Source organism: Cellvibrio sp. UBA7661 (genome assembly GCA_002483365.1).
Taxonomy (GTDB): domain Bacteria; phylum Pseudomonadota; class Gammaproteobacteria; order Pseudomonadales; family Cellvibrionaceae; genus Cellvibrio.
The window spans coordinates 298,299-313,972 of sequence record DLHT01000011.1 but is presented as its reverse complement, the minus strand read 5'-3'; the positions used below and the strand labels follow the sequence as shown (position 1 = coordinate 313,972).

The following is a 15,674-nucleotide window of genomic DNA, read 5'->3' as shown; positions in this document are numbered from 1 at the left end:
ATATTTTCATGAAAACGCACTTAATACGTGCATTTTTGTCGGTACGCCCCAGCGAGATGCAAGAGATTAAATGTGTCACCCAAGCGTTTCTGGCAACCTCTTTCGCACGATATTGAAAATCTCAAAAAAAGACAAAAGAATTTGCCACAGAGATGCGCCAAAAACTTTCGTCTTAACAAACAACTCATCTATAATGCGGCTCGCTAACGGCAGCGTCAGCAAACCACATACAGCTGACTAGTCCATAAAAAGTAGCCGGCCCATAACGCCACACATGTAGAAAGCAGGCTTGTGATGTCCCCTCCCCCAGAGAGGCCGGCCAAAACAAACCACCTACAGTTTTATTCGATGAGCAGAGCGAAACATGCTTCTCTCAAGCCTTAAGTCCAATCAGTAAGCACAGGAGTCAGTAATGACTGACAAGAAAGCACATCTCAAGATTGATGGCATTGATACGACGATTGAATTGCCTATTTATTCGAGCACTATCGGCCCTGATGTTATCGACGTTACCAGTATTACCAAGAATGGCTTTTTCACGTTTGACCCGGGCTTTATGTCCACCGCCTCATGCGAATCCAAAATTACGTTTATTGATGGCGACGAAGGTGTGTTACTCCACCGCGGTTATCCGATTGAACAACTTGCTGTCTCCTCTGATTACATCGAAACCTGCTACCTCCTCCTGAATGGCGAACTGCCAACCCCGGCGCAAAAAGAAGAATTCACTGCCGAAGTTAAAAAACACTCCGTTGTAGACCCTTCTGTTGCAAATATCATCAAAAGCTTCAAACGCGAATCCCATCCAATGGCGATTTTGTGTAGCGCAGTTGCTGCTTTAGCGGCTGTTTATAATGATGAAATCGACATTACCAATGCAGAAAGTCGCAAATTAACTGCTTATCGTCTGATTGGCCAAATCGCCACCTTGTCAGCAATGGTATACAAGCATCGCAAAGGCGAGGAATTCGTTGCATCAGATAGCAGCCTTGATTACGCTGAAAACTTCCTGAATATGACATTTGGCACAGCTGGAAAACCATCCAGTGTGAGCAAAACTATTGCCAAAGCGATGGATAGAATTTTTATCCTTCACGCTGACCACGAACAGAATGCATCAACCTCCACCGTGCGCCTGTCAGGCTCATCTGGAACCAATCCTTTTGCTGCGATTGCAGCAGGTATTTCTACCTTGTGGGGTCCTGCTCACGGCGGTGCTAATGAAGCCGTATTGGAAATGCTGGAAGAGATTGGCACCGTTGAAAACATTGAAGCCTGCGTTGCGCGCGCCAAAGATAAAACCTCTGGTTTCCGTTTGATGGGGTTTGGTCATCGTGTTTACAAAAACTTCGACCCACGCGCGAAAGTTATGAAACAAACATGCGATGAAGTTTTGTCAGAGTTAGGCCTGGAAAATGAACCGCTGCTTGCAATTGCAAAACGCCTTGAGCAAATTGCATTGGAGGACCCTTATTTTATTTCCAAGAAACTCTACCCGAACGTTGACTTCTACTCTGGCATTATCATGAAAGCCATTGGTATCCCAACAGAAATGTTCACAGTGATTTTTGCGTTGGGACGCGCTGTTGGTTGGTATTCTCACTGGAACGAGATGGTTAGTGGCACTTATAAAATTGGTCGCCCTCGCCAACAATACACTGGCAGCCCAAAGCGCGACTACCCTAAAAAATAGTTATATTTTTTGAGTAATAAAAAAGGTCGCAAATTTGCGGCCTTTTTTATTACAAATAATGCAGAAAATTGTCATAAAATTTAGAAATTCCAATCTGCCATAAACCAGAACTTACTAGTGTCTTTATATGACGTAACATCTCCCATTGAGAAATCAGCATATTTTGCTGTCAACACCACAGAACCAATTTTTTTGCTAACACTGAAATCAATTTCATTACCATAATCAAAATTCCCCTCATCAGAATCAAACTGATGATAACTCGCCAGAAACTGCGCCCCGAGTACATTCATGCCCACATTTAGATATTTATCCTCAATACCTGCTGCAGGGGTATTCAAAAACTTGTCAGTCCACCCCTGAAAAGCATGAAGAGTAGCCAAGGGAGTTGCAAAACCGTATTTTCCTTCATCAGACCCCAACACCTCATACCCCAGTGTGAAGACAAATCGAGAGATATTGAGTACACCTTCCGCAAGAAGATAATCCGTCTCGAATGCAGCCGCCACACCAGCATCCAACTGTTTTGCATACTCCAAATTGTAAGCAAACCTGCCATCGGTCGCACTCTGCCAGCGCACACCAAACGTATCGCTGCTTAACCCTTTTGCTGCAGGATTTTCCACATCGAGCAAATAAGCGTAACCAATTAACTTTCCTGCTTCAAAACCCGTGTAACTCAGGTTCAATACATGACTATTATGATTGTGATCTCCCTGACTCAGATTATTTTCACCAAAAATACGATTTACATTTTTAATATATGCGTAAGCAACATTTGTGTAGCGAATTGTTTTATTGGTGAAGGATACTCCATCATAGGTTTGCTCGTTTTGCCTCCACCCCACATTTCCAACAAAACGGGCATTATCAAAAATCAAACGTTGACGGCCATACTTAACTTGATTATTAAATGTAGTGTAAGAAATAAATGCCTGATTAACCTCAGTGCCTTCCGGATCAGCAATCACAGCAGTACCTGGATTATTGGGATCGCCTGCCGGAGCTGTACGATAATCAACTTTATTCGTTAATTCAGTTACATCATCAAATTCTGCTGAAAATCCAAATCCATTCCATGCACCAGACTGATATGACAAACGCGAACGAGCAGTCAACGCATCAGAATCTTTTAACCCATCCTCACTGACATCTTCGTAACGAGTGCGAAAATTTACCTTTACCACACTTCCTTGCTGTATTGATTCTGTAAATGTTTTTGCTGATACCACAGGGACCAGGTATACCAACGAGGTCGCAGCGACAAGAAAATGGATTATATTTTTTTTCATAGAAACTTCCCCAATAAATTTTCATTGATGTGTACTTGGTCGATCATCAACATTTTGAAAACAAGTTTAAGGCTTCTTAAATTTGCTCATTACCGTGCACTAAAAAAGAATTTTTTCTGTTTGCGCTCACGATATGTAGATGACTGAAATCCAGTAGAGCAACGCTTATGCCAATTGATTTTTTGAATCTCTTCCAATGGAATAATTCATTGTTAATCAATTAGATAGGAAGGTTAAAAAATTTTAAGCAGAAATATATGATTTTTTGGGGGCGCCCACTTACAGGGATGCGCATGACTTTCGCGCGCCATTTGTAATCAAAAATAAATTCAACATCGCTTTATTTTGGATCATGAATTTGCACCGTGTGTTTTGCCTTTGCACAAAAACGTAACACAGCTATTAAAAACAATAGCTCATCACCAATTACAAGGTATAAAAAAACCGCACAAGAATTGTGCGGTTGATAGAGTTAACACGAACAATCCAACACTATTGAATACGAACACTCGCGCCTTGTGCCAGCTCTTTTTCAATACGTACTTGGGCGAATGAGATATCCATTTTGTCGTTAGATACCAATGCAAATGGCTCCAAAATCAATGCAAATAACTCACGGGGTGTACGCTTCAAACCAAAATCAGTACCTGCATCCGGATAACATTGCAAATCAACTATTAATGTTCGCCAGCCCGTGCCCTCGATGGTAGATAGCTCTTTTGAAATCTCAACCTGGGAATAACACGAAGGGCCACAACCAATACGTACCCATGCATTATTGGCGGGTGCCGCATCAACTTTGATATCAAAAACCAGAGAAGATCTGGACTCATAATAATCACTTAGCACCTGTCGATTTGGAGTTGATAAGGCGACCAATCCCTCACCTTCACCATTCCATACTGCACGACGCGCATCCTCCTGCACATCGCGATCAACACAAGTGACCTCAAGAGTCGATACGCGGGCAATATTGCCATTGAGCGTAGCGCGATCATTATTTTTGCCTTCCAGGATTATGCTGTAAGCACCCAAAGGACGACGATTGAATAACTCCAACACCACGGAGCCTGACTCTAGAGAAAGCCCCTCTTCCGATAGATCATCTGGCAGCGTATCAACCTCGCCATAGCGCAAACCAAACCCATAGGCAAAAAGAGGGTCATAATTCTCATCACCAATATTTAATGGGCCTTGATCAGGAGATTTAGGCCAGGAAAAAGCCAAGCGCCCAGTCATTGGGTAATTAATTTGTCCTTCTATTGTTTTAAAAATCACATCAGCAACACCAGCACCTTCGGTGCCCGGCTGCCAAATAACCGCCAAAGCATCTACAGCATTCAACTCACGGTTAATCCACATGGGCCGCCCCGTTATAAACAATGCAACAACAGGTATCCCCTGAGCTTTTAATTTCTTTAGCAATAACAAATCACTGGTATCACCTGCCTTTAACAACTGATATTGGATATCTCCCTGCATTTCCGCGTAAGGATCTTCACCAAATATCACAATCGCCACATCAGGCTTTTCACTAAACGTGCCATCAACACTAAGCGTTGCTTTACCACCTGCCGAGGTCACAGCTTGGTGGATACCAGACCATAAAGTAGTCGCTCCGGGGAAATCATCTATCGTATTTCCGGTACCCTGCCAGTTAACAGACCAGCCACCTGTTTGCTTGCTGATGTTATCTGCCCCATCACCGGCCACTAACACATGCGCACAGGGGGAAAGCGGCAATGTGTTCTTTTTGTTTTTTAACAGAACGATAGATTCACGTACGGCCTGACGCGCTACTGCCCTATGCTCTTTCGCACCCAATAGCTCATCCTTTCCTGCAAGGGAGCGACTTGATGGCATGCCTTTTTCCCATAGATTTGCACGCAATTTCACACGCAAAATACGACTCACCGCATCGTCGATACGGCTCATTGGAATGACGCCAGTGCGAGCTTGCTCAAGAGTATTGTGATATAGCTCTTTCCATTGCGGATCGGGAACCATAAAAACATCCAATCCAGCATTAATAGCTTGCGGACAATTCAGCACTGTTGCACCGGCAACAAAACCGTGCCCATTCCAATCACCGACCACCAAACCATCAAAGCCCATTTGCTCCTTCAAAACATCAGTCAATAGATAGCGATGGCCATGCATGTGATCGCCATGCCAACTATTAAACGATGCCATTACACTTTGAACACCAGCTTCGATTGCACTGTAATATCCGGCCGCGTGGACACGATACAACGTTTCTTCATCATCAATGCAGTTGCCACGATCAATACCATTGTGGGTGCCGCCGTCTGCAATAAAGTGTTTAGCCGTAGAAAGTACTCGAACATTCGATAAAAAATCTACATCCCGAGCATCACCCTGAAGCCCCTCTACCATCTTGCCGGCATACTCTCGAACCAGATCAGGATTTTCCGAATAAGATTCATAGGTGCGCCCCCAACGATCATCACGAGCAACAGCAACTGTTGGAGAAAAATCCCAATCCAATCCGGTGACAGCAATCTCGGTTGCAGTAATACGACCTATCTCCCTTATCAATTCCGGATTGCGCGCAGCGCCCAAGGCGATATTGTGGGGAAACAGGGTTGCGCCCACAATATTACCGACGCCATGCACGGCATCAGTACCCCACATAATAGGGATTGCCAGTTTTCCATCACTTGTATCCATTGAGGCTTCGTAATACGCATCCGCAATAGCGAGCCAATCGGCTGCTTTCGAGTAACGATTGCCATTCGGTACTGAACCACCACCATTCAAAACAGAACCTATATGGTAGTCCCTCACATCCTGAGGCGTCAGATGACGTATTTCCGGCTGAATCATCTGCCCTATCTTTTCTTCGAGACTCATCCGTTTGAGAAAATCACTTATTTTCGCTTCAAGGATAGGATCTTTTTTCACTCTGCTAGTGACGCCAGGCCATTGCACGCTGCAACCTCCAAAGGGGATAAATAATTACACTGACTATACAGTATCACCAAAATGACAGCGCTGTCAATTTAACAATAAAATACCACTGGAAAGACTCGATTTATCCGACTTATTCCCACTATCCCTCAGTCTTTTTCTCGAAAAAGCATTAATGTTGCATAACAACAAATTGGTTAGCTATTTTTCATAGGATGCAAGAAAAAGTGAATTTCCGCTCTTCCGGATTATGGTATCCTCCCGCACTTAACCACTACACAAACACATCACCCATAACTATTTAATCTTCTATCTAAAAGAAGTTGAGGAGTCGCATGAGCCTGTTACTGGTAGCTGATATTGGAGGCACTAACGGCCGCTTCGGTCTGGTTGAGTTCGATACCGAAAAGAATCGCGCAAATGGCAAGATTAATTACGCAGCTGAGCGCCAAATTACCCTTAAATGCGCCAACTATGCCGATATGGCAACCATGATTAAGGCTTGTTGCGTAGAATTCGGCATAGATGTCCCCGCCTATGGTTGTCTTGCTATCGCTGGCCCCATTGAAAATGGACAAGCGGCGATGACCAATTTGAATTGGAAATTTTCCATTGATGGTTTGCGCGACCAGCTTGGCATGAAAACCCTGCATGTTATTAATGATTTTGCCTCTCTTGCTTACGCGGTTCCGTTTTTACAAGATGATGAACTGGTAACGCTTTACGATTCACACAAAGTGAATACCGATGCACCTATTGTTGTAATGGGCCCCGGCACTGGATTTGGTATGGCTGCATTAGTACCCAACCAAAACAATTGGAAAATCATCCCCACCGAAGGTGGTCACGCTAGCTTTGCACCAACAAACGAAAAAGAATTAGCGATCAAATCATTTTTGTTAAAAGAACAAAACCATGTATCTGTTGAAAATATTTTATCCGGCGGAGGACTGGTTACTTTGTACCGCGCTATCGCACACAATGCGGGAGTAAACGCCCAAGCTTATACACCAGCAGATGTCAGCACCAAAGGTATTACCAACGAAGATTCACTTTGCCGCGAAGCAGTGTTGACATTCTGCGATGTGCTCGGCGAAGTTGCTGGCGACAAAGCACTTTCTCTCGGTGCACGCGGAGGGGTAGTAATAGGTGGCGGGATTACACCCAAGTTGATTGATCTCTTACCTGAATCGCACTTTTTGGAGCGTTACAAAAACAAAGGCCCAATGGCGGGCTATGTGAGCGACATTTCCATCCGGCTCATCATTAATGACAAAGCGGCATTAGTTGGTTCTGCAGCTTGGTTAATCAATAATACTGATGAATTAAAGCCACAATAATCGATGCCCAAACTGGTAAAAACCCCAATAAAAAATGCACCTTTTGGTGCATTTTTTATTGGAGAAAAATTTGTAAACCTGGAACTACTTTTCTTTTGATTTAATCAAGGTGCCTGTTGAAGCTCGTATGATAATGCTTGAACTCAACATACTTGCAGGCAATTGGATCTCGCGGCCTTTCAATAGTTTAAGTAGCAGATCTGTTGCCTTTTTTGCCATTTGGCGAATGGGCTGACGAATGGTAGTTAACGATGGCCATAGCTGATGGGCGACAGGTGTATCATCAAATCCTGCCACAGATAATTGCGCAGGAATTTTAATATCAAGCTGATGAGCCACCATCATTACGCCCGCGGCCATATCATCGTTTGCAGCAAAAATAGCCGTTGGCCGCTGGGCATTTTGTAGTAATTTTTTTCCACACATTTCACCGGATTCAAACGAGTTATCGCCCTGCTCTACCAGTTCGTCCAGTAACGGAAGATCATTTTCAATGAGCGCAGCCTTATATCCCTCATAGCGCAATGACATTGCCCGGTGGTCGGGATGACCACAGATAAATCCAATACGCGTGTGCCCTAACGTAATCAGCTGGCAAGTCATATCATAAGAGGCCTCCTGATCATTTGTTTCTACGTAGGGCGACATGGATTTATTTTCTGTCGGAGCAACACGCACAAATGGAATGTTCATTTTTTTAAGTAAATTGAGAACATGCATATTGTCTGATAAAGGCGGCGTCAGCATTACACCATCAACCCGCTTCTCCAAAATCAAATCGGTAACTTCACTAATCAAATTTGGATCGCGGTGTATGGCGGGATGCACTAACAATTCATAACGCTGGGGGCGACATATTTCCAACACCCCCTCCTGAATATCCAACACGTAGTGTGCACTGGGATGCCCATAAATAAGCCCTAACAAGTAAGATTTATTTCCTGCCAAACTACGCGCAGATTGGTTGGGGCGATACTCCAAAGCATGAATAGCGGCCTCAACTTTTTCGCGTGTTGCAGGGCGGACATTAGGCTCATTATTAACGACACGAGACACAGTCTTCATTGATACGCCCGCAAGAGCAGCCACATCATCTATTGTTGCTTTTGCCACAGAATAACCCCTCATTGTTGTTATCTTTGTCTAACTGCAACAATCGCCAATTCCCGAAGCAATAGACACTCGCACCACACAAAATAAGTCAAAATGACCACAAGGCATTTATATTGGATCAAATTGTAAACCGGGAACAAACAATGTGACAGCTTTATAGCCTTGGATTATAGTACTGCGCGCTTGATGCAGGCCTTTGAAAAGCGTGCATCATTGAAGACCACAACAACGACAGACCATTTATATAACAACGAGGTAGAACCATGGCCAGCATACCGCAAGGCTCCTCCGCGCAACCCAGCGCGATCAGTACCGGCAATAACACAATTCCCCTCATCATCATTACTATTTTATTTTTTATGTGGGGCTTACTCACATCGATGAACGATGTTTTGATTCCTCACCTGAAAAGCGTGTATACCCTGAGCTACACTCAGGCAATGCTGGTACAGTTTTGTTTCTTTGGTGCCTATTTCGTGATTTCCCTCCCAGCAGGTGCATTGATAAAAAAACTGGGCTATCAAAATGGTGCTGTTGCGGGGCTGATTATCGCAGCATCCGGTTGTGCATTATTTTATCCCGCCGCCACTAGCGGTTATGCGTTGTTTTTATTTGCACTGTTTGTGCTGGCATCCGGTATTACCATTTTACAAGTAGCTGCCAACCCTTACGTCACTGTGCTTGGCCCAGCAAGAACTGCGTCTAGCCGTCTCACACTAACCCAAGCATTCAATTCATTAGGAACCACCATCGCTCCTTGGCTAGGCGGTATTTTAATTCTGGGCGGCGCAGTGTTGACTGCAGACCAGCTTGCCCTGTTGCCTGCCGCAGAGGTAGCTGCATATAAAGCAAAAGAAGCCGCAACCGTACAAGGGCCTTATCTTGCTTTGGCTGCCGCATTACTTGGTCTTGCATTATTTTTTGCTTTCGCGAAATTACCTAAAATTCAACACGATGATGAGCCGAGTATTTCAGGTGATATGGCTTCAAATAAAGAATCAGCCTTGTCGCATACACACTTGGTGTTAGGTGCTATTGGTATCTTTTTATATGTTGGTGCAGAAGTAGCAATCGGCAGCTTATTAATAAATTTCTTTGGCGAAGAAAATATCGCAGGCCTAAAAGAAGCAGATGCTGCTCACCTGGTAAGTTACTATTGGGGTGGCGCTATGATTGGCCGCTTTATTGGCTTTGCAGTAATGCGCTATGTAAGCCCAGGTAAAACGCTTGCATTTAATTGTGCTTGTGCAGTTTTGCTGGTGTTAACAGCAACATTTACCGACGGTAAATTAGCGATGTGGGCAATTATTGCTGTTGGTTTATTCAACTCTATTATGTTTCCAACCATTTTCAGTATGGCTTTGAATAATCTTGGAAAGTTTACTGGTCAAGGTTCGGGCTTTTTGTGTATGGCAATTGTAGGTGGTGCAATTGTTCCATTGATTCAAGGAACATTAGCGGACACCTTTGGCCTGCAAATATCTTTCTTACTACCTGCAGCTTGTTATCTCTATATCATGTATTTTGGTATTAAATATGCCGGCATGTATAAAACAGCGCCCTCTTCTGAACCAGCGCATTTATAATAAAAAAACGGGCACCTTCGAGTGCCCGTTTTTTATGGATTTACCGTTCCTTTTAATAATCATTCTTCTTTCCAGCGCTTACTTGCCTCTTCATCTTTGTCCTTGGCTTCGACCCATACAATCCCTTGCGCAGTGGATTCTTTTTTCCAGAATGGTGCTTGGGTTTTTAAAAAATCCATCAAAAACTCCGCTGCTTGAAATGCGTGTTCACGATGCGCGCTACTCACTCCGACAAAAACAATTTGATCACCTAGCAGCAAATCACCCACACGATGAACAATACGCGCCGACACCAATGACCAACGCTGGGTCGCCACCTCCAGTATTTGCTCCAACACTTTCTCAGTCATTCCTGGATAATGCTCCAGAGAAAGTTTCTCTACAGAATGCCCATCATTAAAATCCCGAACACGCCCCACAAAAAATACGATTGCACCTGCAGTAGTATCATTTGCAACTAAGGCAGCATATTCCTGCCCCACATCAAAATCATGTTTTTGCACGCTAATTGAAAAAACCATGTTAGCCGCCTGTCACTGGAGGAAAAAATGCTACTTCATCGCCATCAACTAATACCTGATCACTTTTTGCATAAGTATGATTGACTGCAACTAAAATTCTGGCATTTAGCAATGGTATTTCCCACGAAGGATTTTGCGATACGAGATGATTTTTCAATTGCTCCACTGTTTCAACGTCAGCAATAGGAACATCCATCGCAGCTATGCCTAATTGCTCACGCAATTGCGCTAAAAATACAACATGAATCATCGCTGGTTTCCTGCCCGAACATAATGGCCACGGCGGCCGCCAGCTTTTTCCAATAAACATATTTGCTCGACAACCATTTCCATATCAACCGCTTTACACATATCATAAATCGTTAACGCAGCAATACTGGCTGCAGTTAGTGCTTCCATTTCTACCCCTGTTTGTCCAGTGAGCTTGCAATAACTGGTGATGTTAACAGCTGAACGGACATCATCTAACTCAAACTCCACAGCAACCTTACTGAGGGCTAATGGATGACATAAAGGAATTAAATCAGCGCATTTTTTTGCAGCTTGAATTCCCGCAATTCGCGCAACCGCTAATACATCCCCCTTTTTCAAACTGTTTGCTTTTATTTGCGCAAGCGTCTCCGGTTTCATGACCACTCGCGCAAATGCACGAGCCTCACGCATGCTAAGTATTTTTTCCGAAACATCGACCATACTCGCATGACCGTGGGAATCGATATGAGTTAAAGACATAAGTGCTTCATCCGTCTATTTTCTGTTTGGGTTTGCCGTGCAGCCAGTGGGAAATAGGGTTATCATAAAACACCTGCGGCCTGCAGCCGCGACTTTTTTCGTTTTCTCGCACATGAACTCCCCGACCTGATGACACTACCTCAAGCTCTTGATCGACGCTTTACTATCGCCCCAATGATGGAGTGGTCAACCTCTGATTGCCGCACCTTTTGGCGTTTGCTCACCAAAAAAGCCGTTTTATACACTGAGATGGTGACCACAGGTGCACTGTTGCACGGTGATAGAGCCCGCTTTTTGGACTACAACGCCTGCGAGCACCCACTTGCATTACAACTTGGCGGGAGCGATCCAACTGCCTTGGCTGAATGTGCCCGAATCGCTGAGGATTGGGGCTATGACGAAGTAAACCTCAACTGTGGCTGCCCCAGCGATCGAGTTCAAAACGGAATGATTGGTGCCTGCTTGATGGCAGAGCCAGAACTGGTAGCCGATTGTATTGCCAATATGCAACAGTCGGTAAAAATTCCTGTTACGGTTAAGCACCGTATTGGCATTGACGATATGGAAGATTACGCCGGTTTGGTGAAGTTTGTTGGCACTATCGCCGCTACTGGTTGCACCACATTTATTGTCCACGCGCGCAAAGCCTGGCTAAAAGGTTTGAGTCCAAAGGAAAACCGCGAGATACCGCCATTGCAATATGACAAGGTTTACCAGTTAAAGCAGGACTTCCCTCACCTGGAAATCATTATTAATGGCGGTATAACCACATTAGAGCAAAGCCAAAGCTTGCTGAAACATGTTGATGGCGTAATGGTTGGCCGAGAAGCCTATAGCAACCCTTATCTGCTAGCCAAGGTGGATCAAACGATTTATGGCGATGATTGTCACATAGTCAGCAGGGATGAAGTGATGCAAGGCTTCATGGACTATTGTGCGACACAACTGGCAAAGGGTGCTCGCCTTAATCATCTCACGCGCCACATTCTTGGACTCTACCAAGGCTTGCCGGGCGCAAGACAATTCAGGCGGATTATCAGCGAACAGGCGCATAAGCCTGGTGCAGGAATTGAAGTGTTGGAGCGCGCCCTTAAAGCACTAAATGAGTTACCATTAGCGGAGGATTACCAAGGGGTATAAGCGTAACATCCGTTGTGACTATTGATTTCACTACTTATAAAAAATGACAGCTTCCAGCATAAAGTCATTAAGACTACAATATATCTGACGGCAATAAATGAAGATCAACCACTTGTACTTTCAGAGATAGGATTACCACTGTGACTAGTAAACTTGAACAACTGAAACAATTTACCGACGTAGTTGCTGACACCGGCGACATCGAAGCTATCCGCCTCTATAAACCACTGGATGCAACTACCAACCCATCACTGGTCTATAAAGCTGCGCAAATGCCGCAATATCAAGACCTCTTGGCTGCATCGATTAATGCAAGCAAGAGTATCACCAATAGCGCACAACAACTGAGTGCCGCCTGTGATCATTTGGCGGTAGGTATTGGTCTGGAGATTTTGAAGATCGTTCCAGGCCGTATTTCTACTGAAGTCGATGCTCGTCTCTCGTTTGATACAAAAGCATCTATCGCGAAAGCTCACGAACTGATTAAGCTTTACGAGAAAGGCGGTGTCGATAAATCTCGTGTTCTGATCAAACTTGCATCCACGTGGGAAGGTATACGTGCTGCAGAAGTATTGGAAAAAGAAGGCATTAACTGCAACCTCACTTTGCTATTTGGCTTTAACCAAGCTGCAGCTTGTGCCGATGCGGGCGTATTTTTGATTTCACCATTCGTCGGCCGTATTTTGGACTGGTACAAAGCCAATACCGACAAAAAAGACTACACCGCTGAAGAAGATCCCGGTGTAATTTCTGTTCGTCATATTTACAACTACTACAAACAACATGGATACAAAACTGTTGTTATGGGCGCAAGCTTCCGCAACCCAGGAGAGATTGAAGCTTTAGCAGGCTGTGATCGATTAACCATCAGCCCACAACTGCTTCAAGAGCTGGATCAGGACAAAAATGAGCTTAAGCGTGTACTCTCACCTGACAGTACTGGCGAAAGCATTGCCAAGCGCATCGAAACCGAGCAAAGCTTCCGCTTCGGCTTGAATCAAGATGCAATGGCAACCGAGAAATTAGCTGAAGGTATTCGTGGTTTTGTAAAAGACCAAATTAACCTTGAAAATCTGTTAAAAGCTCGTGCTTAGTAAGCTTTCTCGCTTTATCGAGCGCCACCTGCAACCCGCGGGTGGCGCTTCACCAACACTGTCTCTACATCAAAAACACATAGCTATTGCAGCGCTATTGGTTGAAGTAGCTATGGCAGATCACGAATTTTCTGGTACAGAGATGGAGCGTTTGGGGCAGTTGCTCATACGCAAGCTCAGTTTATCGCCCAGTGAGATCTCAGAGTTAATTGATCTGGCCAAAAGTGAATCAGAACATTCCACCTCTCTTCACCAATTCACTCAACTCATCAATCAATACTGCGATGCCCAAGAAAAATTCAATCTAATAAAAGCCATGTGGGAAGTTGCTTATGCCGATGGTACTTTGAATAAGTATGAAGATTACGTGATACGTAAAATTGCAGATTTAATCTATGTGCCCCATAACGAATTTATTCGGGCAAAAAGCGTAGTAAAGAGTGGTTTGTCGCAGTAAATAGGAAAAACAGAAAGAATCTTATTGCAGAAAGGACTTAGCAGTTTTCTAACATGTTGACCAAATTACGGAATGTATCAGCATTACTGGCATTTAATCCCATCAGCAGTTTATGTGCTTCAATTACCTTTTCTTTTACTTGTTGTTCATCGCAATTAATGCAATTCAGCGGTTGCTCAGCAAAAACTGGCTCATCCAATTTATCCACGATAACAAAAATGTCACTAAACCCCATTGTCTGGAGAATTCGCTGGATACTGGGGTTGCTGGCAAGAATTACCGGTATGACACCATGCTGCTCCTGCCCCAAAATAGAAATTTTTGCCATCAGACCTAGCGTCGTACTATCAATTGCTTCTGCTTCCGATAGATCAAAAAGCACAGATGTGAAATGTGCATTCTTGAACATTGAATCAATGAACTGATCGAACGAAATACACAGAGTCAGGCGAACATCACCCACCATCTTGATGACATAAACACCATCGTGATCGGCAACTAAAATCTGACCGGCTTTCATCAACTAATACCTCGGGTGATAGACAGGACTGCGATGTCATCCGGGTTATCGCGAATCTCTTTTATAACTAAAGTATTACAGACAGACTCCAAACTGCCACTGCTGGAAGCAATTAGTTTTAACAGGTGCGCTTCCTTATCTTGAAGTTCCGTTGGAGGTAATATTTCCAATACACCATCAGAAAAACAAACAAGCGCAAATTGTTCAGGCAATTGGTATTCATATACTTGCCAATTAATTTCTTTAAAAATACCGACGGGCTTGCCACGCCCCATCAAATATTCAGCGCCACTTGTCGTAAGCAAAATTGGCATTGGTAAGTGCCCTGCAACCACATAATGCATTTTGTGCGTCTGGGTATCGATAACACCAACGAACAAGGTCAGATGGTGGCTCAGGCGGGTCTCATGAAGCTCACGGTTAATCTGCCGCAACATCAGATCTGCACCTTCAGCGAAAGAAAGCTCATCACCAAATAAACCTTCTTCACGCACCATTCGGCTTACCAGATGCTTGAGCCAAATAGTCACAAACGCAGAGGAAGCACCATGACCCGAAACATCGGCAAGATAAAAAGCAAGGTAACGTTTTTTGATATGGGCATAATCAACAAAATCACCGCTAAGAAATAAGGAGGGGACAATTGTGTGCGCTGCTGTATAGCCCTCTTCTGTTGTAAAACCTGATGGCATCAAACGGCGCTGAACCCGCCGACCTGCAATTTGATCCCTCTCTAAAACACGGAGGTTTTCTTTTAACTCACGATTTGCTTCTTCCAACTGCACACGATAACGCCGGTTTTCATCCTCCAGATCTTCACGGTCCAGTACTTTATTGATCGAGTGAACAAGAACTTCCAAATCCACGACAGGCTTTATAAGGTAATCCCTTGCCCCCAAACGCAATGCGCTCACTACATCATTCATGACTCCTGCACCAGAAATCACTATCACGGGAATTACGCCGTAGCGCTCATTCAAGGTTTGCAATAGCTGCAGTCCATCGCCATTAGGCATTCTCAAGTCAGTGATGATTAAATCAGGGAGGGAGCTAGTATCAGCCAGTAAATCAAGGGCAGAGGTCGCATCAGCTGCGGCGCAGACAGTAAAACCACTGTCTGTAAGATAGGTCACAATACTTTGGCGAACCAAAGCGTCGTCATCGATGATAAGCAGCTTGCGGCTTGCGGATGTCATCTTCTACTCAGGAGTGTAAGGACAGAAGTAAACGGTTCTCAATAAGGCGCGTAACACTA

Annotated in this window: 14 protein-coding genes; 6 read left to right on the top strand and 8 right to left on the bottom strand. The window is 44.2% G+C overall.

Features of this window, described 5'->3' with window-relative positions; all coding sequences use genetic code 11:
• Positions 1-412 precede the first annotated feature (412 nt).
• Positions 413-1,693 (top strand): citrate synthase, encoded by a 1,281-nt coding sequence (locus B2739_RS10190; RefSeq protein ID WP_331345752.1) that lies wholly within the window; start codon positions 413-415, stop codon positions 1,691-1,693.
• Positions 1,694-1,773: 80 nt separating this feature from the next.
• Here the strand turns inward: B2739_RS10190 and B2739_RS10185 are convergent, their stop codons facing one another.
• Positions 1,774-2,985 (bottom strand): alginate export family protein, encoded by a 1,212-nt coding sequence (locus B2739_RS10185; RefSeq protein ID WP_331345751.1) that lies wholly within the window; start codon positions 2,983-2,985, stop codon positions 1,774-1,776.
• Positions 2,986-3,477: 492 nt separating this feature from the next.
• On the bottom strand, positions 3,478-5,910 hold the full coding sequence (locus B2739_RS10180) for a glycoside hydrolase family 3 protein (RefSeq protein ID WP_331345750.1): 2,433 nt from the start codon (positions 5,908-5,910) through the stop codon (positions 3,478-3,480).
• 341 nt (positions 5,911-6,251) lie between these two features.
• Between B2739_RS10180 and glk the strand changes: the two genes are divergently transcribed.
• A complete protein-coding gene (glk, locus tag B2739_RS10175; RefSeq protein WP_331345749.1) occupies positions 6,252-7,256 on the top strand; it encodes a glucokinase in 1,005 nt (334 codons plus the stop codon).
• An 84-nt stretch (positions 7,257-7,340) separates the two neighbouring features.
• Here glk and B2739_RS10170 read toward each other — a convergent pair whose 3' ends face one another.
• Positions 7,341-8,369 (bottom strand): LacI family DNA-binding transcriptional regulator, encoded by a 1,029-nt coding sequence (locus B2739_RS10170; protein ID WP_331345748.1) that lies wholly within the window; start codon positions 8,367-8,369, stop codon positions 7,341-7,343.
• Between the two features lie 263 nt (positions 8,370-8,632).
• On the opposite strand from B2739_RS10170, the gene fucP reads away from it, so the two are divergent.
• Positions 8,633-9,955: an L-fucose:H+ symporter permease gene (gene fucP, locus B2739_RS10165; protein ID WP_331345747.1), complete on the top strand. Its 1,323-nt coding sequence runs from the start codon at positions 8,633-8,635 to the stop codon at positions 9,953-9,955.
• A gap of 59 nt (positions 9,956-10,014) precedes the next feature.
• On the opposite strand, the gene moaE is transcribed toward fucP, so the two are convergent.
• Genes moaE through moaC form a run of 3 tightly spaced genes read right to left on the bottom strand, consistent with a single transcriptional unit; the run spans position 10,015 to position 11,208 of the window.
• Positions 10,015-10,476 carry a molybdopterin synthase catalytic subunit MoaE gene (moaE, locus tag B2739_RS10160; RefSeq protein ID WP_331345746.1) on the bottom strand — a complete coding sequence of 154 codons (462 nt, stop codon included), beginning with the start codon at positions 10,474-10,476 and terminating at the stop codon, positions 10,015-10,017.
• A 1-nt stretch (position 10,477) separates the two neighbouring features.
• The gene (moaD, locus tag B2739_RS10155; RefSeq protein ID WP_331345745.1) at positions 10,478-10,726 is read right to left on the bottom strand and encodes a molybdopterin converting factor subunit 1; all 249 of its coding nucleotides are present in this window, start codon (positions 10,724-10,726) and stop codon (positions 10,478-10,480) included.
• The gene (gene moaC / locus B2739_RS10150) at positions 10,723-11,208 is read right to left on the bottom strand and encodes a cyclic pyranopterin monophosphate synthase MoaC (RefSeq protein ID WP_331345744.1); all 486 of its coding nucleotides are present in this window, start codon (positions 11,206-11,208) and stop codon (positions 10,723-10,725) included. The genes moaD and moaC overlap by 4 nt, the downstream gene beginning before the upstream one ends.
• Before the next feature lie 129 nt (positions 11,209-11,337).
• Between moaC and dusA the strand changes: the two genes are divergently transcribed.
• The 3 genes from dusA (at position 11,338) to B2739_RS10135 (ending at position 13,899) form a co-directional block, all read left to right on the top strand.
• A complete protein-coding gene (gene dusA, locus B2739_RS10145; protein WP_331345743.1) occupies positions 11,338-12,348 on the top strand; it encodes a tRNA dihydrouridine(20/20a) synthase DusA in 1,011 nt (336 codons plus the stop codon).
• 140 nt (positions 12,349-12,488) lie between these two features.
• Positions 12,489-13,442, top strand: a complete 954-nt coding sequence (gene tal / locus B2739_RS10140) for a transaldolase (protein ID WP_331345742.1) — start codon at positions 12,489-12,491, stop codon at positions 13,440-13,442.
• A complete protein-coding gene (locus B2739_RS10135; RefSeq protein ID WP_331345741.1) occupies positions 13,435-13,899 on the top strand; it encodes a TerB family tellurite resistance protein in 465 nt (154 codons plus the stop codon). Before tal ends, B2739_RS10135 begins: the two co-directional genes overlap by 8 nt.
• Positions 13,900-13,936: 37 nt before the next feature.
• On the opposite strand, the gene B2739_RS10130 is transcribed toward B2739_RS10135, so the two are convergent.
• Positions 13,937-14,419, bottom strand: coding sequence for an STAS domain-containing protein (locus tag B2739_RS10130; protein WP_331345740.1), 483 nt, complete (start codon positions 14,417-14,419; stop codon positions 13,937-13,939).
• On the bottom strand, positions 14,419-15,615 hold the full coding sequence (locus B2739_RS10125) for a PP2C family protein-serine/threonine phosphatase (protein WP_331345739.1): 1,197 nt from the start codon (positions 15,613-15,615) through the stop codon (positions 14,419-14,421). Before B2739_RS10125 ends, B2739_RS10130 begins: the two co-directional genes overlap by 1 nt.
• Between the last annotated feature and the right edge of the window lie 59 nt (positions 15,616-15,674).